The organism is Rhodococcus sp. 05-2254-5, from assembly GCF_002258575.1.
In the GTDB taxonomy this organism is placed as follows: Bacteria; Actinomycetota; Actinomycetes; order Mycobacteriales; family Mycobacteriaceae; genus Rhodococcoides; species Rhodococcoides fascians.
Genome location: NZ_NOZG01000033.1, coordinates 198,575 through 217,532, shown reverse-complemented (window position 1 = coordinate 217,532; position 18,958 = coordinate 198,575). Strand labels below are relative to the sequence as shown.

Below are 18,958 nucleotides of genomic sequence, written 5' to 3'. Positions count from 1 at the left end.
TCACGCGGCTCGCTGTTTTCGTCGGTGGTAGCTGGGGAGGGGTTGCTGTCTGGGGTCGACGGATTCGGGTGGGATGGCGTACGGGTGTCCGTCGTCGCCCATGATCAGTTGCCAGTCGCCGTGGTGGACGAGGCGGTGGCATTCTCCGCAGACCAGCGCGAGGTTGATCAGGTCGGTGCGGCCGCCGTGTTCCCAGAATTTGATGTGGTGGGCTTGGCACCACTGGGCTGGGCGGCCGCACATGACGCAGCAGGTGTCGCGGATGGTCAGGGCGATGCGTTGGTCGTCGCTGGCAAGTCGTGTGGTTCGTCCGAGCGCGAGTGGTGCGCCGTGGTGGTCGACGATAACCGGGGTCAGGTCGGCGTCGCAGGTGACGAGTTCGGCGAGGAAGCGGCTGATGGGGCCGGTCCAGTCGAGGTGGAACGGCCAGTCGGCGTGGCCCGGCTCGGGCACAGACTTCTGCCCGGCACCATCACCATCGTTTTCTGCCGCATCCTGGCGAGCAGCGACATCCCCTCGGGCCACTCCATGCGGACGCGAGCCGTTGCTGTCGCCGCCGTTCGAGGAGCTCTTCGAGACCGAACCGGTGTCGACCGAATCCGTTGCAGTGCTACCCGTTTGCTTGCTACCGCCGTGGGCGAGCAAGTCCCGCAGGGGGACGATCAGGTGTACCGACGCCCGCGACCCGCCCGCCGACCCACGAGTGCCGCCGCGGAGGTGTCGGTCGAGGATCTGATCGAGTGCATCGGCCCGGCGCTTCGACGGGCTGCGTGGGTCGCGCTCCCCGCCGGGACCTGGTCGCGGTGCTGTCAACTGCGACAGAGCGGTGAGAAGCTTCTCGGCGAGCAACCGGTCGATGTCGCCACCGAACTGAAAGCGGCCGTTGGCCAGAGCATGCAGGTCGAACCGGTTCAGTGCCGAGTTCTCCGACACCGGTCGCGGTGCAGGTGTCGGCGGAACAGGCTCGGGCGCAGGCGGTTCCGGATCCGGTGTCGGTTCGCCGTGTCGGTCGGAGGACGTGGCGGTGTCGGCGGCGCGACGCTCCTGTTCCCGCTGTTCCTGCTCTCGGCGTTGTTTCTCGGCTTTCGCGTGTCGTGCCCGGGCGTCGTCGGCGGCAGCATGCGCCAAAGCCTGCGCGCGGGAGGTGACCTGGCCGGCGGTGTTGCGCATCGCGGTGTCGAGCAATTCGGCGACAATTCCGTCGCGGCGCTCCTGATCCAACGTCGGGTCGGCCACCAGCGCGACGTCGTATCCCTCGGCGATGGCGGCGGCGTGCGCGGCATGGATCCGACCGTCGGCGAGGGCGTCGAGCACCGTGGGGTGATCGAACAGCCAGTACCCCAGTGCGTTCTGGCGGGCGGCTGACCCGTCGGTGATCCGTATCGATCGGGCGTACCAGCGGGTGACGGACGAGTGCCCGAGTTTCATCGCCAAGCCACGTCGGTCGATCTCGGCGAGCAACGTCAATCTCGTTGCTGCGAGGGCATTTTCGAGTGAAGCCACGTCAGCAAGCTCGGAGGCCAACTCCTGGTCCCCGAGCTCGAACACATCCCCCCATGTCTTCACACCACGAAAGCTATACCCACCCACCGACAGGTTTCCGTCAACGCTTCCAACGGATCCGGATCGGTCCTTTTGCGGTCGAGGGATCTATGACCGACCCCTTCTGTGTGATCTCGACTTCGCCGGCGTCGACCATACGTCGGGCCGCGCGACGAACGGGCTCCATCAAGTCGCGCCAGCCGTCGTCGGACAGGGCTCGTGCGACGTCCGAGGGGCAGATCGTGGCGTCGCGTGATCGGGCGTCGAGCAAGGATCGGATTTTGTCTTCGAGTTCCTTGTCGGTTGCACTCACTTTGCGCCGCCGGCAGGTGTCGCTGCAGTACTTGACGTCATCCCAGTTCTTCTCCCATTTCTTGCGCCACTCGATCCGCCGACCGCACGACGCGCACACCTTGTCTGCGGGGTGCGCGGCGGAGGTACGACGGGAGTGGGCCACAGATCGACAGTAACCTCGTTGCCCGGGGCTCCGCCGCTCTCGGAGCGAAACTATCCTCATCTCATGGCGATTCGACCGATCCTGGTTGCCGGGGATCCCCGGCTGACAACTCCGGCCGCACGCGTGACGGTGTTCGATGACGAGCTCGCAACGCTGGTCGAGGACATGTTCGAGACCAATACTGCTGCACCCGGTGCGGGTCTGGCGGCCAACCAAATCGGCGACCCACGTTCGGTCTTCGTCTACGACCTGCGGGACGGTGGGGTCCGTCACCGCGGACACGTGATCAACCCGGTGCTCGAGACCTCTGGAATTCCGGAGACGATGCCCGACCCGGAAGACACCGAGGGATGCCTGTCCGTGCCGAAGGAGCTGTTTCCGACCGGGCGTGCTCAGTGGGCCCGTGTCACAGGTGTCGATGTGGAGAACAACCCGGTGACGGTGGAAGGAACGGGCTATCTGGCGCGGTGTCTGCAGCACGAGTCCGACCATCTGGCCGGGCTCCTCTACCTCGACCGCCTGCTCGGCCGCCACCGACGTGCGGCGAAGAAGATGATCAAGGAGAGGGGGTGGGTCGGGCCGGGCAACACTTGGTTGCCCGGGGCCGACTCGCATCCGCTCGGACTCTGATCGCGGCTGTGCCTAATCCGACTGTCAGAACGGGTTGTAGACGTAGAGCATTCGGTAATCCCATTCCGACGATCCGGAGGGGATTCGGATCTCGGCGAGCACGTGGCCGTTCTGGGAGCATGATCCGCGGGCGTGGAACGACCAGCAGTCGATTTGCCGGCTGGTACCGAAGGGGCTGATGATCAGTGACTTCTCGCTCGCGCTGCCGTAGGCCGCGGGGTCGAATGCGTTGACGAAGCTCGCGGTGGAGTCCTTGGGCCCGAACGGGTTGTCGTCGGGCGCAGCGGATGCCGTCGGCGCGGCGAGCACTGCTACGCCGATCGTCAGTGCAGCGCCTGCGAGGATCTTCTTCAGCATGGTGACTCCGTTCGTTTCGAGCACGAATACTCGGTGCTCGGTGATCGGCAGCAACGGACCGCGCGTTACGGGTCGCCCTCGGCGTCGAGCCCGGCACACTGGAGCGATGACTCGTATGGAAGCTCCCGCCGTCGCCCAACTACTCGGTCGGCGTCTCGCCGTGTGGGGTGGTGTGAGTGTGCTTGCCGGAACGGTGTTGGCGGCCCGCGGTTCGTCGCCTGCCCGTCGTGCATTCGGCCAACAGACGGCGGGTTGGGGTGCGATCGACGTGGCGATCGCCGGGGCGGGAGCGCTCAACTCCTCGGTCCCGACGTCGAAGAGTTTGAGCAAGCTGCTGTGGATCAATGCCGGGCTCGACGTGCTCTACGTCGCGGCCGGTGCGCACATCGCCGTCCGGAAGCCCAGCTTCGGCCGTCGAATCACCGCTGACCAGGCGATCGGTCACGGAACGGCGGTCGTCGTGCAGGGAGCGGCGCTGTTCTTGCTCGACACCGCGCACGCCCGCCTGATCGCGCACTAATCACATCGGTGTCATTCTCATCGCGTTCGATTTGTCAAGCATCGACACGAACTAATTGTTGCGGCCTAAGTGTATTTGCGTAACACTCGTCCCATCAGTCACATCCGTATCGTGCTTCACAAGGGGAACGGTGGGTTCGTTCATGCGCTTACGTAGTCGGCATATTGCTGTCGGGGCTGTCCTGGCATTGGCAGTGAGCGGGCTGAGCGCATTGACTGCGCCGACCGTCTCTGCAGAACCGTGCGGCGGTCTGGGTGGGCCGGGCTCCTCACCGCTGTTCGGTTCGTCGGGCAGCGCGGGAATGTCGGGCAAGAACCCGCAGGGACCGCAGGGTCCTCTGCCGCGCATCACCGGGAACACCCAGAGCATCGCCTGGGTCACCGGTCCGCAGAGCGTGAACGACACCTACGACAACCTGGCGATGTCCGGAACCGACCTCGGTATCACCTGGGACAACGGTGCGGGCCAGATCTTGATGGCGTTCGGTGACACGTTCGGTGATTGCTCCTCCGGCAATGCCCAGTGGCGCAGCAATGCACTCTTCCGCTCGGACAAGGCGTCGACGAACCTGTCGCAGGGCATCACGATCGGTCCGGCCGACCCCGCGAACACCACCTCGGGTGCGGTTGTCAGAGCGAACAATCCGCGTTACGCCGCCGAGATCATCTCGAGCGCAAAGCTACCGAGCGTCGAGGACACGACCATCCCCACGGCCGCTATCGCGATCGGCAGCACCCAGTACATCAACTACATGTCGGTGCAGAGCTGGGGCACACCCGGTCGCTGGATCACGAACTACTCGGCGACGGCCAAATCGACCGACAACGGCCAGAATTGGACGACGGATCCCAAGACGATCCGCGTCAACAAGGGTGTCACGATCCCGGGCTTCACCAACGTCCACGAAAGCCAGGGCAAGTTTCAGCAGAGCGCCTACGTTCTGGGACAAGACGGTCGGTACCTGTACCAGTTCGGTACTCCCAACGGACGATTCGGCGACGCGTTCGTCTCCCGAGTCGCGCCCGATCAGATCGAGAATCTCGACGCGTACGAGTATTCGACGCAAGATCCCGATCCGGCCAAGCAATGGTCCAAGAACGTCGGCGATACCGTCGCCGTAGTGAAGGGCCCGGTCAGCGAGATGTCGGTGGCGTGGAACGACTACCTCGGCCGGTACGTCATGATGTACGGCAACGAGAACAACCGTACGCTGGTGGCGCGTACAGCGGAAAACCCGGAGGGGCCGTGGAGCGAACCGAGGACGATTCTCGACGCCAACCAGACGGCAGGCGGCATCTACGCGCCGTTCATTCACCCGATGTCGAGCGGAAAAGACCTGTACTTCACGGCTTCTCGGTGGTCCGATTACAACGTCATGCTTCTGAAGACGAACCTCGACGCGTTGAAGTGACGCGTCCGGCGGCGGCGTCGAGGTAGGCGTCGACGTCCATGTCGATTTCTGCGGACAGCAGTCCACGCCGGATCGTCGAGAGATACTTGCTCGACGGTTCGCCGTGCTCCCGCACGATCGAACTCGTCAGTGTGAACGCGGGCAGTCCGTCGATGTCCGGAAGCCGTAGCAGCGCATCGTATTTCCCTCGGTATGCTTTACCTCGGCGGTCGATGTCGAGTGCGGCCCACTCGCCGATGCCCAGCGATTCCACAGCCGAGATATCGACGGAATCGACCACGTTCTCCACCGAGGCGACATGCGCCAACTGCACACTGTCGATCAGGTATCCGTGTACCAGAGACGGATACGCGGGATCGGTGTTCAGCGACACGAAGGCCGACGCCCCGGTCCACCGTCGGGACACGCCCGCGAAGTACAGGGCGTGATCGATCCACAACCAGCGTTCCGCCTCGACCTCTTCCGACGAGGGTGCCGGTGGATGCGCCCCGAACTCCGAGCCGTCCTCGGAGCCCGTCAGATAGACGGAGAACCTCTCTCGCAGCAGGTTCGAGCCGTATGCGACGTACCAGAGGCGGTCGGTCACTCGGCCTCGAACAGCTGCCGGTATGCCTCGGCGAGTAGGTCGGCCGCGAGATCGTTGTTGTGTGCCGCTGCGCCCGTTGAGTTTCCGGACCGCATCAGCCGCGCGTTGAGGCCGTACGCGAGATCGTCGAACGTGTCGTCGTCGATGCCGAGATCGACATCCACGTCTTCTTCCAGCAACGCGCCGAGGTCGATAGACCACGACCACACCCGTTCGTCTCGGTACGGTCCCCGTCCGGCGCTGACGGTTTCGTTGGAGACCTCGAGTTGCTCGTCTGTCCGGTCGCGCGGAACGTTGGTGTTGATGCGCAGGTCGAGCTCGATCGTGTCGTCGTCGTGCACGATTTCGTCGACTCGCAGGGTCTCGAAGCCGCCGCACGTCAGCGTCAGCAATCGTCGCGGACCGGTGTCGTCCTGTACGTCGGACAGAGCGGCTGTCTGCCACAGGTATTTCGCGGTGTTGGCTGGGTCGGGGATCGACGAGTTGATGTAGTCGGCCACGATGCTGCGGATGGCGGGGTACGCGATGTGGTCGGACAGTTCCCAGAACTGGCGACGACTGCGTCCCACGGCCGCGTCGAGGAGCGTCGTGCGCTTGGCTCGTTCTTTGGGCAGTGCCGTCTTCACTCCCGGAGCTTCGCCGATCGCGGTGGGCTCGGACGGGCGTTGTCGCAGTGGGTGGAGCTGGGACACGAGATCGGTGAGCTGCTCCAGACGATCTGCGGCACCGGGTGCAACCTCGAGGGCCTCGATGTCGGGCCATATCTCGCGGTCGGCATTCACTCGGGCCGCGAGTGATTCGGAGTAGCCCACGAAGGCCGCGTTGTCTGCGAAATGCAGAACGTAGAGTCCGTTTCGGTAGTCCTTGGCGGCGAAGATCGTGGCAATGGCCCCGGAATCGGTGACGTCGAAGCGTTCGAGAGCGAATCCGTCGGGTGTGGAGTCTGTCGGCATGGCACTGAATCTACCGACGCGTGCGAGCACCGCCTATTCGTCTCCTGTCCGCATTGTCGCGAATGCGTTCTGTGAGCCGATGAATTAGGCGACCCTACGACAGCCAGGTCGTCAGACTCGTTCTGCGACCGATGATTCCGCATTGCCCGAAGTGTCGGTAAGAGTTTCGCAACCGTCATCGAAATACGAATTCCTGGTGCTATCTTGAGGATTGTCCGTTTCCACCGCTAACGAAACACGCAGGAAACAAGCGGTGTGAACAATGCCGAGAGCAGTGCCGTCGGGCACGGCCGTGGTGCTCGATGGAAGGTGGTTGCGCGTGGGCGGTTATCTTGCACGCAGGTTGCTGAATTACGTCGTCCTGCTGATCATCGCGACGTTTCTCACGTACTTGCTGGCCTCGCTCACGTTCGATCCACTGTCGAATCTGCTCAGCCGCAACCCGCCGCCGTCGGATGCTGTACTCGACGCCAAGCGCGCGGCACTGCACCTCGACGACAATCCGGTGTTGCGGTATCTGAAATGGCTATGGGCGGTACTGCACGGAGACTTCGGGCAGACCATCGCTGCAGGCTCGGTCAACGACGAACTGTGGCGCCGCATCCTGGTCTCGCTGCGGTTGGTCGTACTCGGCACCGTCCTCGGCGCGGTACTGGGAACCCTCGTCGGTGCGTACGGCGCCGTCCGGCAGTACAAGATCTTCGACCACGTCGCAACGGTGGTGACGTTCATTCTCATCAGCACCCCGATCCTGGTCTTGGCCCCGGTGCTCAAGTACCTTGCTGTGCAGGTCAATCAGAGCACCGGCAGTCAGTTCTTCCAGTACACCGGTGAAACGTCGACGACGCTCGCCCCCGGTCTGATGAACGAAATTGTCGACCGCGCACAGCATCTGCTGCTGCCGACCGTCGTCTTGATGCTGTTCACCATCGGTGGGTACAGCCGGTACATGCGCAGTTCTATGCTCGACGAGCTGAACATGGACTACATCCGTACTGCCCGCGGCAAAGGACTCACGCGCGGGCGCGCAATCTTCAAGCACGGCTTCCGTACTGCGTTGATCCCGATGGCCACACTGTTCGCATTCGGTATGGGTGCGGTGATCACCGGCGCGACGTTCACCGAGCGCGTGTTCGGCTGGTACGGCATGGGTGACTGGCTGATCTACGGCATCACCAGTCAGGACATCAACATCACGCTCGCGGTCTCGCTCTTCACTGCGCTGTCGGTGCTGGTTTCCGGAATGTTGACCGATATCTTCACTGCTGCTTTGGATCCGCGCGTTCGCTACGCGGACTGACCCACCACTTCGAGTAGAGGAAAGGACCGGCGATGGCGACACCTGTGGTTCCCGAGATCGCTGCGGTCGAGGGCCCGATCGACTCGTCTGCCCCGATCACCCGTCGGCGGTTGGTGCTGCGCCGGTTCCTGCGTAACCGGCCGGCGCTGGTGGGCATCGTGGTCCTTCTCGCGATGTTCGTCGGCGCGTTCGTGCTCCCGCATTTCATCCCGTTCACCTACGAGGAACTCGACGCGTACGCGCTCAACTCGCCGCCGACCACACGACACTGGTTCGGCACCAATCAGATCGGCCAGGATGTTCTGGCTCAGACGCTGCGCGGTCTGCAGAAGTCGCTGATCATCGGCATGCTCGTCGCGCTCATTTCCACGGTGCTTGCCGGCGTCGTCGGCGCGGTGGCGGGGTACTTCGGCGGTTGGACCGACCGCGCGCTGATGTGGGTCGCCGATGTATTGCTCGTCGTACCCAGCTTCCTGGTGATCGCTATCTGCTCTCCGTTGTTCCGCGACAAGAGCTTCTTCATCCTGGTGCTGCTGCTCGCAGCCTTCGCGTGGATGATCACCTCACGCATCATTCGCGCGATGACGCGGTCCCTACGTGAACGCGAATTCATCCGCGCCGCAAAGTACATGGGCGCAACACCGAGCAGCGTGATCGGCAAGCACGTGCTGCCGTCGATGGCCTCCATCCTCATCGTCGACGTCACGCTCAATGTGGGTATCGCCATCATCGGGGAGGCATCGCTGAGCTACTTCGGCTTCGGTGTCCAGCGACCCGACGTCTCGCTCGGCACGCTGATTGCAGACGGTACGTCGTCCGCGTTGACGTATCCGTGGCTGTTCGCATTCTGCTGTGGCGCACTGGTATTGATCGTGCTGGCGACGAATTTCGTCGGCGACGGTCTGCGCGACGCATTCGATCCGAACTCGACGAGGGGACAGGCACGTGGCTGAGACAGTGCCGGTGTTGAAGGTCAGCGGACTCGAGGTCAGCTTTCCCAGCGAGGAGGGGCGCGTCACCGCAGTGCGAGGCTTGGACTACCAGGTCGACAAGGGCGAGGTCATGGCCATCGTCGGCGAGTCCGGCTCGGGCAAGTCGGTGTCGTCCCTCGCGGTCATGGGTTTGCTCCCGGAGTCCGCGCGGGTCACCGGATCCATCGAACTGAACGGCCGTCAACTGCTCGGCCTGTCCGACCGCGAAATGTCGCGTGAGCGTGGACGTTCGGTAGCGATGATCTCGCAGGACCCGCTGACCGCGTTGACGCCCATCTACCGCATCGGCGACCAGATCGCCGAGGCGATCTCGGTACACAATCCGTCACTGTCCAAGGCGAAGGTTCACGAGCGCACCCTCGAATTGCTCGATCTGGTCGGTATTACCGATCCGGCGGCCCGGGCGCGGTCGTATCCGCACGAGTTCTCCGGTGGCATGCGTCAACGCGTCGTCATCGCGATGGCCATCGCAAACGATCCCGATCTCATCATCGCCGACGAGCCCACTACTGCTCTCGACGTGACGATTCAGGCCCAGATCCTCGATCTGCTGCGTACCGCCCGCGACGTCACCGGCGCAGGCGTCGTGTTCATCACCCACGACCTGGGAGTCGTTGCCGGCGTGGCCGATCGGGCTATGGTGATGTACGCCGGGCGTGCGGTCGAGACCGCGCCGGTCGACGAGTTGTACGCACACCCGTCGATGCCCTACACCGTCGGCTTGCTCGGCTCCGTGCCTCGCCCGGATCGTCCCGCGCAGGAGCGACTGGTGCCCATCGAGGGCACGCCGCCCGCTCTGGTGAATCTCCCGACGGGCTGCCCGTTCGGACCTCGATGCCCGTTGCACACGGAGGCCTGTGACAAGGGCGAACCGCCGTTGATTCAGGTGGCACCGAATCACAGGGCGGCGTGTATCCGCGTCGACGCGGCGACGGCCGAGTCGGTGGAGGCCGAGTTCGAGGGTGCCCCACGGTCGGAGGCCCCGGCGGAGCTCGTGGTGACGGTGTCGAAGGACGCTCCGGTGCTGTCGGTGACCGACCTGCACAAGAGCTACCCGCTGTTCAAAGGTTCCGTGCTGCGGCGTCGGGCTGGGGAAGTGCCTGCCGTGCAGGGCATCAGCTTCGATGTGCATGCGGGGTCCACGTTGGCGATCGTCGGTGAGTCCGGGTGCGGAAAGTCCACGACTCTCCTCGAGATCATGGAATTCGTGAAGCCGCAGCAGGGTTCGATCAAGATCAACGGCGTAGAGCCCTACAGCCTGAGCCGCGCCGAGCAACGAAAGTTGCGCGCCCACATCCAAATCGTGTTCCAGGATCCGATGGGCTCGCTAGACCCGCGCATGCCGGTGGGGGAGATCATCGCCGAGCCGCTGAAGATCAACGGCGTCCCGGTCGACGAGCGAACCCGCCGAGTTCGAGAACTGATGGACACCGTCGGAATGCGTCCCGAGCTCGCGGATCGGTATCCCACCCAGTTCTCCGGCGGGCAGCGCCAACGAGTCGGCATTGCACGGGCTTTGGCGCTGAAGCCGTCGATCCTGGTGCTCGACGAGCCCGTGTCTGCTCTCGACGTGTCGATCCAGGCGGGCGTGCTGAACCTCCTGCAGGATCTGCAGGAGGAGCTCGGTCTGGCGTATCTGTTCGTCTCGCACGATCTTTCGGTGGTGCGTCACCTCGCCGACGAAGTAGCGGTGATGCGTAACGGTGTGTTCGTGGAGAAGGGCCCGACGGAGCAGATCTTCGACGCACCGAAGGACCCGTACACGAGGGCGCTGCTCAAAGCCATCCCCATCCCCGATCCCGTGCTCCAACGAGCCCGAATCGCCGAGGCCGCAGCACTGGCCGACGCCATCTGACCCTGCAGGTTACGTGCACACTGAGAAAGGTGAATTGATGAGAGCCAAGCTATTTCGGGCACTGGTCCCGATCGCGGTGGCCGTGACCACTGTGGGACTGGTGGCGGGGTGCAGCTCGGGTGACACCGGGCCGAACGCCGATGCGCCCGCGTCCTTCGAGAGCGGAGCGCAGATCAACCCGCATCCCATCAGCGATCTCCAGCAGGGCGGAAATATGAACTTTCCGCTCTCGCAGGTGCCGACCAACTACAACTACTACCAAATCGATGGCACCACGGTCGATGCGGCACGGTACTACCTGGCATTGATGCCGAGAGCATTCAATGCTGCAGCCGATGCAAGCCTGACGGTCGCGACGGATTTCTTCACCGACATCACCGAGTCCGAGGTCGACGGCAAGCAGGTCATCACGTACAACATCAACCCGAAGGCCAAGTGGAGCACCGGGCGTCCGTTGGACTACACAGACCTCGTGGCAACGTGGACTGCCAACAACGGTAAGGATCCGGCCTACGAGGCGTCCAGCACCGCTGGCTGGGACAAGGTCGAGTCCGTCGTCCGCGGCGAGAACGACCAGCAGGTCATCCTGACCTTTGCCGAGAAGTTCGGTGACTGGCGGTCGTTGTACGAGCCTCTGATGCCGGCTGAGTCCATGGCCAGTGTCGACGCATTCAACACCGGATCTGTGAGCACGATGCCGGCCACCGCAGGGCCGTTCCGTATCCGGACCATCGAGCCCGGTGGCAAGCGCATTGTCGCCGAACGCAACCCGGACTGGTGGGGCGAAAATCCCGCAGTGCTCGACACCATCACGTACCTGCCACTCGATTCGACAGCGTCCGTCGGCGCGTTGCAGAGCGGCGAGATCGACTACTACGAACTGGGCAGCAGCGCAGATGCGTTCAAGGTTGCCCGCGGTATCCCGAACGTCGACCTGCGGCAGAGCCTCGGGTCTCAGTACCGCCACTTCGACTTCAACGGTGCTCCCGGACGCATCACGTCGGACAAGGCGGTCCGGCTGGCTCTGATGAAGGCGATCGACCGCGATTACCTGGCTACCTCGCAGCTGGGCCAGATCACCTCGAACCCTACGGTGCTGAACAGTCATATCTACGTCGACGGACAGAAGGGCTACCAGGCCAACAACGGCGACATCACGTTCGATCCGGAGAAGGCGAAGTCCGAACTCGACGCGGCCGGCTGGACGATGAACGGTGAGTTCCGCTCGAAGGACGGTCAGCAGCTCGATCTGCACGACATCATTCCGGCCGATACCCCGAATGCGACGCAGGAAGCGCAGATCATCCAGCAGAACCTCAAGGCTGTCGGTGCCAATCTCATCATCGATGCGGTGCCGTCGGACGACTTCTTCGAGAAGTACATCCTGGTGGGTGCCTTCGACGTCACCCACTTCACCTGGGAGGGAACGCCGTACACGTCCAGCAGTGACGGCATCTACCGTTTGACGCCCGGCAGCACGCTGCAGAATTACGGCCAGGTCGGGTCCGAGGAGATCAACGGACTACTCGACAAGGCTGCGGGCGAGCTTGACGACGAAGCACGTATCGCCGACTACAACGAGGCGGACGAGGCGATCTGGGCCGAAGGCCACAGCCTGACGCTGTTCCAGCGTCCGTTCACCTACGCGACGAAGTCCAATCTCGCCAACTTCGGCGCTCCAGGATTCGGCGACATCGACATGTCGAAGGTCGGGTTCCTGAAATAGACAACGGGCGCGAATATCCGGTCGGTGTCGCGGCAATCACGCTGGTTGTCGCGGCATCGACCGCTGTCTACACCCCGCTCGGCCTGTTGGTTGCGCTCGTCGTTCTGATCTGGACGGGTTGGTCTGTGGCCTCGGCCTTGTTGGCCGGACGATCCGCAGCGCGGTCTCGGGATCGAATCTCCGTGCGTCGTGTTCGGTTTCAACACCGCATGCGTTCGCGCGGGTATGTGGAGGTTCAGGAGGGCGCCGGGCGGGCCTGGTACCCCGTCTACTTCCACACCGGTCTTCTCGGATTGGTCCCCGACGCCGAAGCGAAGGTCGGTAGGTCGTTTCTCGGACGCCGCGCCTTCGTCGTCGAACCGGGGATCGTTGCGTTGCCGTCCGGTCGGCGTCGATCGACCTTACCGCCGGGAACACCTCTCGATGCCCCGCGCCTCAACGACTCCGATCTGCGCACGCGCAGCGCCAGATTCGGTTCGCTGCGTCGTCGGATCATGCTCGACGCCCCCGCAGCAGTGGCCGGCCCGTTCATCGGGCTGCTGTGGTTGATCGTCGACGGTGGGGGCTTTGCACAATTTCTGGCGGTGAGTCTGTTGGCAGCTGTCACCGCGATCTGGTGGTCGGCGATCGACGGCAGCGACCCCAGTTGAGTCGCTGAGCAATTCGCGTGACGCGCGTTCGTAACTGCTGAGAAACACCCCTGATCTACGTTCGAGATTCGGACAATTCAGGAGGCAGTATGGCGCAGTCGATGGCAGAGCACGCAGCGGAAACAATCAGCAAAGGAATCGGCCGACGCGGCTTCATTCGGGCGGTGGCAGCGATGAGCGCAGGGGCTGGTTTGGCAACTACAGCTGCGTGTTCGACGACCTCGACCACTACGGCGGCAACAAGTTCGTCGGCTCCGGTAGCGCCCGCGGGTGCCATTCTCAACCCAGGATCGGGCGACATCTCGGGGGACCACTACCTGAGCTCCGAGGTCGACAAGGTTCTGTGGGGCTACGTCCCGACCGTCGAGTCGGAGTCGGTACTGCAGATGAAGTCCGGCGAGACGGTGACCATCGACGCGCTCAGCCATGAGGGAATCCTCGAAGACCAGGGCCGCGATCCCGTCGAATTCTTCGGCGGCAAAGGTGTTTCCCAGTCCGATGTTCTTCAGGACGCGATCGACATCGCAGGCGGGTACGACCGAACGGTTCGCAACTTCGACGTCGACGGACCGCACGTGGTGACGGGCCCGGTGTTTGTCGAAGGTGCGCAGCGCGGCGATGTGCTCAAGATCGAAACTCTGGAGGCCGTTCCGCGGGTGCCGTACGGCGTGGTGTCGAGCAGGCACGGCAAGGGCGCGCTGGCAGTTACGGCGTCCGGCGAGGCACCGGCGGGCATCAGCCTCGACGAGGTCATGCCGCCGATCGGAAGCGACGGCAGGAAATCGGGTGACCCGACGCAGTACGGCAATGTATCCACGTTCACGGCCGTCGAGGACGGACAGGGCGTGATGCGGTACGGCGATGCGGCCGTGCGCTTTCCGCTGCGCCCGTTCATGGGCATGATGGGCGTGGCGTTCGCCAGCGACCCGGGTCTGACATCCCCGAATGCCAACTCGATTCCCCCGACGCTCGGCGGCGGCAACATCGACGTCGGTCTGCTCGGCGTCGGCTCGACGTTCTACCTTCCTGTGTTCGCGGAGGGCGCGTTGTTCTACGTCGGCGATCCGCACATGGCGATGGGTGACGGTGAGGTGGCGCTGACTGCGATGGAGGGGTCTCTGCGCGGCACCTTTCGCCTTACGGTCTGCAAGGCGGGCAGCGGTGACGCGCCGTCGGTCGCGTACTCGTATCCCTTTGCCGAGAACGAGGACTCGTGGATTCCGATCGGCCTGTCAGATCCGGACGGGGCCGTCGGCGGCCAGAGTTCGGACCTGAACGCGGCGATGCGTCGCGCGGTCGTCAACGCTCTGGACTTCTTGGAGACGGACCTCGGCATGGACCGAGCGACGGCGTATGCGTACCTGTCCGCGGCCGCGAACTTCACCGTCTCGCAGGTGGTCGACAAGACCGTCGGCGTGCACGGGCAGATCTCGAAGGCGCACTTCGACCGGTAGGAGTGCGCCTGCGGCGCAGTGGTGCGGGTAAGTGCCTCTGCGGGCACATAATCACGCCACTGCGCGTAGCGCACCTCAGCGGTGCGCGGTTGCGATGAAGTGACGTGTTGCGGCGTCGACGATGTCTGCAGGTGCGATGTCGATTTCGTCGTTCAGCCAGGCGATCACGAGTTCGGCAAGTCCACCGATGAAGAGCAGACCGTTGATCTCCGACTGTGGTTGCGGCCAGGCCTTCTCGCCGTAGAGTTCGCGCGACTGTTCGGCCACCAGATGAGCGAAGCCGCGCAGGGACTTTCGTCGGTATTCGCGGAGGGAGTCGACGGCGAGCGATTCGATCATCGCAACCCGGCCCTTGCGACGGTCCTCGGTCAGGACGCCGACGAACGCGGTCACTGCGTTGTGTACCTTCTCGTCGACGGTCCGGGCGGGGGAGTGCAGTGCATCCAGCGCTGCGGTCCGTATCTCGGCAGAGACCGATTCCACGACCTGCTCGAGCAAGTCGTCTCTGCTGGTGAAGTTTTGGTAGAAGTAGCGCTCGGTGAGCTTGGCGTGTGCGCAGATCGCGGTCATGGTCGCACCCTTCGCTCCGGCTGCCGCGAATACCTCGAGGCCGGCGTCGAGCAATCTCGCTCGGCGGTCGGCCGCGCGGTCGTCGGCGCTCATGCCGTTGTAGCGACGCGTCGTAGGGGGCATGGGTAGATCTTGACAGACACCGTGGCTGTGACGCAGACTACATCTCATCTGACATGACGTCATGTCAGATTGACGGAGGTCGACAATGGCACGTGCTCTGGCTGCTCCACCCGCAGATTCAGCTCTCCAACCGGTGTTCGGCGACGGCGGTCTTCCCGTCGTCGGACACACGCTCGAGTACATTCGAGACCCTCTGAAGCTGCTCGGTAGTCGGTGGGACAAGTACGGCGAGGTCTCGTGGATGACGATGGCCGGGCAGAAGTGGATCACCGTTCTCGGTCCCGATGCGTGTCAGCAAGTGCTGCAGAACGCGGACAAGGCGTTCGCCAACGGTGACGGCTGGTCGCTGTTGATCGGGCCGTTCTTCCACGGCGGGCTGATGCTGCTCGACTCCGAGGAGCACCTACGTCATCGACGAATCATGCAGCAGGCCTTCACTCGGGACCGGCTGACCAAGTCCGTCGCAGCGTTGAATCCAGTTACAGCAACGGGTTTGGACGCGTGGCAGCCGGGCCGCGACTTTCAGGTCTATCCGGCGCTCAAAGCGCTGACGCTGGACGTCGCGACGAGCATCTTCATGGGAGGTGCGGAGGGAACGACGGACGCCGACATCGCTGAGCTCAACGCGAGTTTCATTGCCTGCGTGCAGGCTGCCACCTCGATCGTGCGCTACCGGGTTCCTGGCACGCGGTGGAAGCGGGGTTTGGACGGCCGGGCGGTGCTGGACCAGTTCTTCCGCCGCTACCTCCCTGCCCGTCGAGCCACCGAGACCGACGACCTCTTCTCGGTGTTGTGCCACATCGAGGGTGACGACGGAGAGCACTTCTCCGACGACGAAGTGATCGACCACATGATCTTTCTGCTCATGGCTGCGCACGACACGTCGACGATCACGCTGTCGACGATGATGCAGTACCTCGGCCAGCATCCGGAGTGGCAGGACAAGTGCCGGGCCGAATGCGAGGCGCTGGGTACCGATTCCCCGTCGTTCGCGCAACTCGACGAGCTGACCAATGTCGATCTGGTGATGAAGGAGTGCTTGCGCCTGGTCTCGCCCACGCCGGTAGTGGCCCGCCGTGCCGTGAAAGACACGGAGGTGCAAGGCAAGTTCGTCCCCGCGGGAACGTATGCCTCTGTCGCGCCGCACTTCACGCATCACATGGAGCAGTACTGGCCCAACCCCGAGCAATTCGATCCCGGGCGGTTCGCCGCCGATCGCCGCGAGGACAAGGTGCACCGCTATGCGTGGGAGCCGTTCGGTGGTGGCGTCCACAAATGCATCGGCATGTTCTTCGCCGGGGCAGAGATCAAGACGATCATGCATCACTTGCTGCTGCGGTTCGACTGGACGGTCGACCCCGATTACGTTGCACCGCTGAACTTCACGTCGCTGCCCTTCCCGGAGGACGGGCAGCCCGTGCAGCTGAGACGGCGTTAGACCGATCCGGCGCGGTCGGTGAGCCAGCCGATGATGTCGGCGGTGACCTCGTCACGGTTGGTCTCGTTGAGGATTTCGTGGCGGGCACCGGGGTACAGGGTGACGGTCACATCGCTCATGCCGGCCTCGCGGTAGCGGGACGCCAGTGTCTCGATCAACTGACCGCCGCCGGCGAGTGGGTCGTCCGTTCCCGACGTGATGAGCAGGGGGAGGTCCGAGCGGATCTGCTCCAGGTTGTGGGGATCGGCGAGCTTCTCGGCCTCACCGAACAGCGCGGGCACCGTCGACTCCGGAAGATCGAAGCCGCACAGTGGATCTGCCACGTAGGCGTCCACCTCGGCCTCGTCACGCGAGAGCCACTCGTAACCGGTGCGGTGCTCGAAGGCGGCGTTGAACACGCTCAGGTCCCCGGCGGGGGCGTCGGCCATTCCGGCGGCGAGGACGTCGAGTGTCGTCGAGCCGGACAGCACCACACCCTCGTACAGATCTGATCGCTCGATCAGAACATGCTGGGTGGCAAAGGATCCCATGGAATGAGCGAACAAGAACAGAGGCAGGTCGGGGTACTCGGTGAGCAGTGATTCGCCCAGTTGCTCGATGTCTGCCCACAGGCCTGCAAATGCGGCGGCCCCGAAATCGCCGGGGGTGTCCACGATCGACTGGCCATGGCCGCGGTGATCCGACGCGACGACGTGGAAGCCGGCGTCGTTCAGCGCGGCAGCGAAGCGTGCGTAACGACTGCCGTGCTCGGCGAGCCCGTGTGCGATCTGTACGACACCGCGAGCAGGATCGGCGGAAGTCGCCCAGGTATAGGTGCTGATCTCGAGGTCGTCCTGCTTGGATACGAACGACGAAGCGTTGGCCACGAAAATCTCCTCGGAGCGGTGATAAGGACGAGACTCGAACTTATCTCCTAGGCCTGCAGTATCGGGTCGAAATGATCGACGAGGGAGAACGACAGAGCTCCCCGGGCAACTGCCCGGGGAGCTCTGTCAGCGGAGCCTATTTCGCGGAGACTCGGACGAGCTTCTTGTTCACGAATTCGTCCATGCCCCACGGTCCCAGCTCGCGGCCGACGCCGGAGCGCTTCACACCGCCGAACGGCAGGCCGGGCAATGTGGTGCCGTGTTCGTTGACGAAGGCCATGCCCACCTCGAGGCGCTCTGCTACGTCCCGGGCCTTGTCGAGGTCTGCGCTCCACACCGACCCACTCAGTCCGTAGGGGGAGGAGTTTGCCAATTCGATTGCCTCGTCGGCGTTCTGGATCTTGTAGATGACGCCTGCGGGGCCGAACAGTTCCTCGGTGTAGGCACGCATGTCCGGAGTCACGTCCGTCAGCAGTGTCGGCTGCACGTACGCACCCGGTCCGTCGATCTTCTTACCGCCGGTGAGCAGAGTGGCCCCCTTGGACACGGCGTCGTCGATCTGCTCGATCAGGGTATCCGCGGCGGTCTGCGACGACAGGGGACCGAGAGCGGTGTTGGCATCCAACGGATCGCCGGTCTGCACGGCCTCGAAGGATGTGACGAGCTTGGCGACGAATTCGTCGTAGACGTCCTCGGCGACGAGGATGCGCTTGGCGGCATTACAGGCCTGGCCTGCGTTGGACAGGCGCGCACGGGTTGCGGATTCGACGGTGGCGTCCATGTCTGCTGAGTCGAGCAGGATGAACACGTCCGAACCGCCGAGCTCGAGCACGACCTTCTTGAGGTTGCGCCCCGCCGTCTCGGCGACGGACGTTCCGGCCCGCTCACTTCCGGTGAGGGAGACGCCCTGGACGCGAGCGTCGGCGATCATGTCGGCGATCTGCTCGTTGGTTGCGAAGATGTTGATGTACGCGTCTTCCGGCAACCCGGCTTGCCGGAATATCTCTTCCATCAGCAACGCCGATTGCGGGCAGTTCGGTGCATGCTTGAGCAGAATCGTGTTGCCCACCATCAGGTTCGGGCCGGCGAATCGGGCTACCTGGTAGTACGGGAAGTTCCACGGCATGACGCCGACGAGCGCGCCCACGGGCTTGCGCTGCAGCACACTGATTTCCGCTCCGGGCACGTCGAGTGTCTCGTCCTCGAGCAAGCGGGGGCCGTTGTCGGCGTAGTAACGGTAGATGTTCGAGGACAGTTCGACCTCGCCCTGAGACTCGGTCAGCGGCTTGCCCATCTCGAGCGAGATGGTGCGGGCCAGTTCGTCGGCGCGCTCGACATAGAGGTCGGCGACCTTGTGCAGGATGTCTGCGCGATGCTCGGGTGAGGTCTTGCGCCACGTCTGGAAACCGGCGTGCGCATCCGCGAGGGCGCGCTCGATGCCGGCCGTGTCGAGAGTTTCGAATTCCTTGACGGTTGTGCCGTCGGCAGGATTGACAGTCTTGTAGGTCGTCATACTCGGTTCAACGGA

Annotated in this window: 18 protein-coding genes and 1 pseudogene; 10 read left to right on the top strand and 9 right to left on the bottom strand. The window is 63.8% G+C overall.

Annotated elements, in window-relative coordinates; all coding sequences use genetic code 11:
• The 3 genes and pseudogenes from CH278_RS26100 to CH278_RS28105 form a co-directional block, all read right to left on the bottom strand.
• Window positions 1-1,566: an HNH endonuclease signature motif containing protein gene (locus tag CH278_RS26100; protein ID WP_256991830.1), complete on the bottom strand. Its 1,566-nt coding sequence runs from the start codon at window positions 1,564-1,566 to the stop codon at window positions 1-3.
• Window positions 1,567-1,603: 37 nt separating this feature from the next.
• Window positions 1,604-1,855, bottom strand: coding sequence for a DUF3253 domain-containing protein (locus CH278_RS28110; RefSeq protein ID WP_256991839.1), 252 nt, complete (start codon window positions 1,853-1,855; stop codon window positions 1,604-1,606).
• A gap of 15 nt (window positions 1,856-1,870) precedes the next feature.
• Window positions 1,871-2,059: pseudogene (locus CH278_RS28105) on the bottom strand (DUF2256 domain-containing protein); the annotation flags it as partial.
• Window positions 2,060-2,062: 3 nt separating this feature from the next.
• Between CH278_RS28105 and CH278_RS26090 the strand changes: the two are divergent.
• On the top strand, window positions 2,063-2,629 hold the full coding sequence (locus CH278_RS26090) for a peptide deformylase (protein ID WP_094623262.1): 567 nt from the start codon (window positions 2,063-2,065) through the stop codon (window positions 2,627-2,629).
• A 24-nt stretch (window positions 2,630-2,653) separates the two neighbouring features.
• Here the strand turns inward: CH278_RS26090 and CH278_RS26085 are convergent, their stop codons facing one another.
• The gene (locus tag CH278_RS26085; protein ID WP_032399166.1) at window positions 2,654-2,986 is read right to left on the bottom strand and encodes a hypothetical protein; all 333 of its coding nucleotides are present in this window, start codon (window positions 2,984-2,986) and stop codon (window positions 2,654-2,656) included.
• 106 nt (window positions 2,987-3,092) lie between these two features.
• On the opposite strand from CH278_RS26085, the gene CH278_RS26080 reads away from it, so the two are divergent.
• Both CH278_RS26080 and CH278_RS26075 read left to right on the top strand, forming a co-directional pair.
• Complete coding sequence (locus CH278_RS26080; protein WP_218828734.1) at window positions 3,093-3,506, top strand: DUF6992 family protein; 414 nt, start codon at window positions 3,093-3,095, stop codon at window positions 3,504-3,506.
• A 142-nt stretch (window positions 3,507-3,648) separates the two neighbouring features.
• Window positions 3,649-4,917 carry a DUF4185 domain-containing protein gene (locus CH278_RS26075; RefSeq protein WP_057474904.1) on the top strand — a complete coding sequence of 423 codons (1,269 nt, stop codon included), beginning with the start codon at window positions 3,649-3,651 and terminating at the stop codon, window positions 4,915-4,917.
• Here CH278_RS26075 and CH278_RS26070 read toward each other — a convergent pair.
• Both CH278_RS26070 and CH278_RS26065 read right to left on the bottom strand, forming a co-directional pair.
• Window positions 4,880-5,503 carry a hypothetical protein gene (locus CH278_RS26070; RefSeq protein WP_094623260.1) on the bottom strand — a complete coding sequence of 208 codons (624 nt, stop codon included), beginning with the start codon at window positions 5,501-5,503 and terminating at the stop codon, window positions 4,880-4,882. The two genes, CH278_RS26075 and CH278_RS26070, sit on opposite strands and share 38 nt — an antisense overlap.
• Window positions 5,500-6,456, bottom strand: a complete 957-nt coding sequence (locus CH278_RS26065; protein WP_256991829.1) for a hypothetical protein — start codon at window positions 6,454-6,456, stop codon at window positions 5,500-5,502. Before CH278_RS26065 ends, CH278_RS26070 begins: the two co-directional genes overlap by 4 nt.
• Before the next feature lie 319 nt (window positions 6,457-6,775).
• On the opposite strand from CH278_RS26065, the gene CH278_RS26060 reads away from it, so the two are divergent.
• The 6 genes from CH278_RS26060 (at window position 6,776) to CH278_RS26035 (ending at window position 14,433) form a co-directional block, all read left to right on the top strand.
• Entirely contained in the window at window positions 6,776-7,756 is a 981-nt protein-coding gene (locus tag CH278_RS26060; RefSeq protein WP_032364425.1) for an ABC transporter permease, read from the top strand.
• A gap of 32 nt (window positions 7,757-7,788) precedes the next feature.
• A complete protein-coding gene (locus CH278_RS26055; protein WP_027497844.1) occupies window positions 7,789-8,709 on the top strand; it encodes an ABC transporter permease in 921 nt (306 codons plus the stop codon).
• Window positions 8,702-10,603 carry an ABC transporter ATP-binding protein gene (locus CH278_RS26050; protein WP_094623259.1) on the top strand — a complete coding sequence of 634 codons (1,902 nt, stop codon included), beginning with the start codon at window positions 8,702-8,704 and terminating at the stop codon, window positions 10,601-10,603. The genes CH278_RS26055 and CH278_RS26050 overlap by 8 nt, the downstream gene beginning before the upstream one ends.
• Window positions 10,604-10,640: 37 nt before the next feature.
• Window positions 10,641-12,329, top strand: coding sequence for an ABC transporter family substrate-binding protein (locus CH278_RS26045; RefSeq protein WP_143536318.1), 1,689 nt, complete (start codon window positions 10,641-10,643; stop codon window positions 12,327-12,329).
• Window positions 12,330-12,538: 209 nt separating this feature from the next.
• A complete protein-coding gene (locus tag CH278_RS26040) occupies window positions 12,539-12,979 on the top strand; it encodes a hypothetical protein (protein ID WP_143536317.1) in 441 nt (146 codons plus the stop codon).
• 89 nt (window positions 12,980-13,068) lie between these two features.
• On the top strand, window positions 13,069-14,433 hold the full coding sequence (locus tag CH278_RS26035; RefSeq protein ID WP_094623256.1) for an acetamidase/formamidase family protein: 1,365 nt from the start codon (window positions 13,069-13,071) through the stop codon (window positions 14,431-14,433).
• 75 nt (window positions 14,434-14,508) lie between these two features.
• On the opposite strand, the gene CH278_RS26030 is transcribed toward CH278_RS26035, so the two are convergent.
• A complete protein-coding gene (locus tag CH278_RS26030; protein WP_179274414.1) occupies window positions 14,509-15,126 on the bottom strand; it encodes a TetR/AcrR family transcriptional regulator in 618 nt (205 codons plus the stop codon).
• A gap of 85 nt (window positions 15,127-15,211) precedes the next feature.
• Here CH278_RS26030 and CH278_RS26025 point away from each other — a divergent pair, with 85 nt between their 5' ends.
• Window positions 15,212-16,564 (top strand): cytochrome P450, encoded by a 1,353-nt coding sequence (locus CH278_RS26025; protein ID WP_094623255.1) that lies wholly within the window; start codon window positions 15,212-15,214, stop codon window positions 16,562-16,564.
• Here the strand turns inward: CH278_RS26025 and CH278_RS26020 are convergent.
• Together CH278_RS26020 and CH278_RS26015 are read right to left on the bottom strand one after the other, a co-directional pair.
• Complete coding sequence (locus CH278_RS26020) at window positions 16,561-17,430, bottom strand: alpha/beta fold hydrolase (RefSeq protein WP_094623254.1); 870 nt, start codon at window positions 17,428-17,430, stop codon at window positions 16,561-16,563. The genes CH278_RS26025 and CH278_RS26020 overlap by 4 nt on opposite strands.
• 136 nt (window positions 17,431-17,566) lie before the next feature.
• The gene (locus CH278_RS26015) at window positions 17,567-18,943 is read right to left on the bottom strand and encodes an NAD-dependent succinate-semialdehyde dehydrogenase (protein WP_032369029.1); all 1,377 of its coding nucleotides are present in this window, start codon (window positions 18,941-18,943) and stop codon (window positions 17,567-17,569) included.
• Window positions 18,944-18,958: the final 15 nt, after the last annotated feature.

What these genes read in the sequence shown, in the direction of transcription:
- CH278_RS26090 (WP_094623262.1), top strand. Translation starts at nt 2,063, where the DNA reads ATGGCGATTCGACCGATCCTGGTTGCCGGGGATCCCCGGCTGACAACT.
- CH278_RS26085 (WP_032399166.1), bottom strand. Translation starts at nt 2,986, where the DNA reads ATGCTGAAGAAGATCCTCGCAGGCGCTGCACTGACGATCGGCGTAGCA.
- CH278_RS26080 (WP_218828734.1), top strand. Translation starts at nt 3,093, where the DNA reads ATGACTCGTATGGAAGCTCCCGCCGTCGCCCAACTACTCGGTCGGCGT.
- CH278_RS26075 (WP_057474904.1), top strand. Translation starts at nt 3,649, where the DNA reads ATGCGCTTACGTAGTCGGCATATTGCTGTCGGGGCTGTCCTGGCATTG.
- CH278_RS26065 (WP_256991829.1), bottom strand. Translation starts at nt 6,456, where the DNA reads ATGCCGACAGACTCCACACCCGACGGATTCGCTCTCGAACGCTTCGAC.
- CH278_RS26055 (WP_027497844.1), top strand. Translation starts at nt 7,789, where the DNA reads ATGGCGACACCTGTGGTTCCCGAGATCGCTGCGGTCGAGGGCCCGATC.
- CH278_RS26045 (WP_143536318.1), top strand. Translation starts at nt 10,641, where the DNA reads ATGAGAGCCAAGCTATTTCGGGCACTGGTCCCGATCGCGGTGGCCGTG.
- CH278_RS26040 (WP_143536317.1), top strand. Translation starts at nt 12,539, where the DNA reads ATGCGTTCGCGCGGGTATGTGGAGGTTCAGGAGGGCGCCGGGCGGGCC.
- CH278_RS26035 (WP_094623256.1), top strand. Translation starts at nt 13,069, where the DNA reads ATGGCGCAGTCGATGGCAGAGCACGCAGCGGAAACAATCAGCAAAGGA.
- CH278_RS26030 (WP_179274414.1), bottom strand. Translation starts at nt 15,126, where the DNA reads ATGCCCCCTACGACGCGTCGCTACAACGGCATGAGCGCCGACGACCGC.
- CH278_RS26025 (WP_094623255.1), top strand. Translation starts at nt 15,212, where the DNA reads ATGGCACGTGCTCTGGCTGCTCCACCCGCAGATTCAGCTCTCCAACCG.
- CH278_RS26015 (WP_032369029.1), bottom strand. Translation starts at nt 18,943, where the DNA reads ATGACGACCTACAAGACTGTCAATCCTGCCGACGGCACAACCGTCAAG.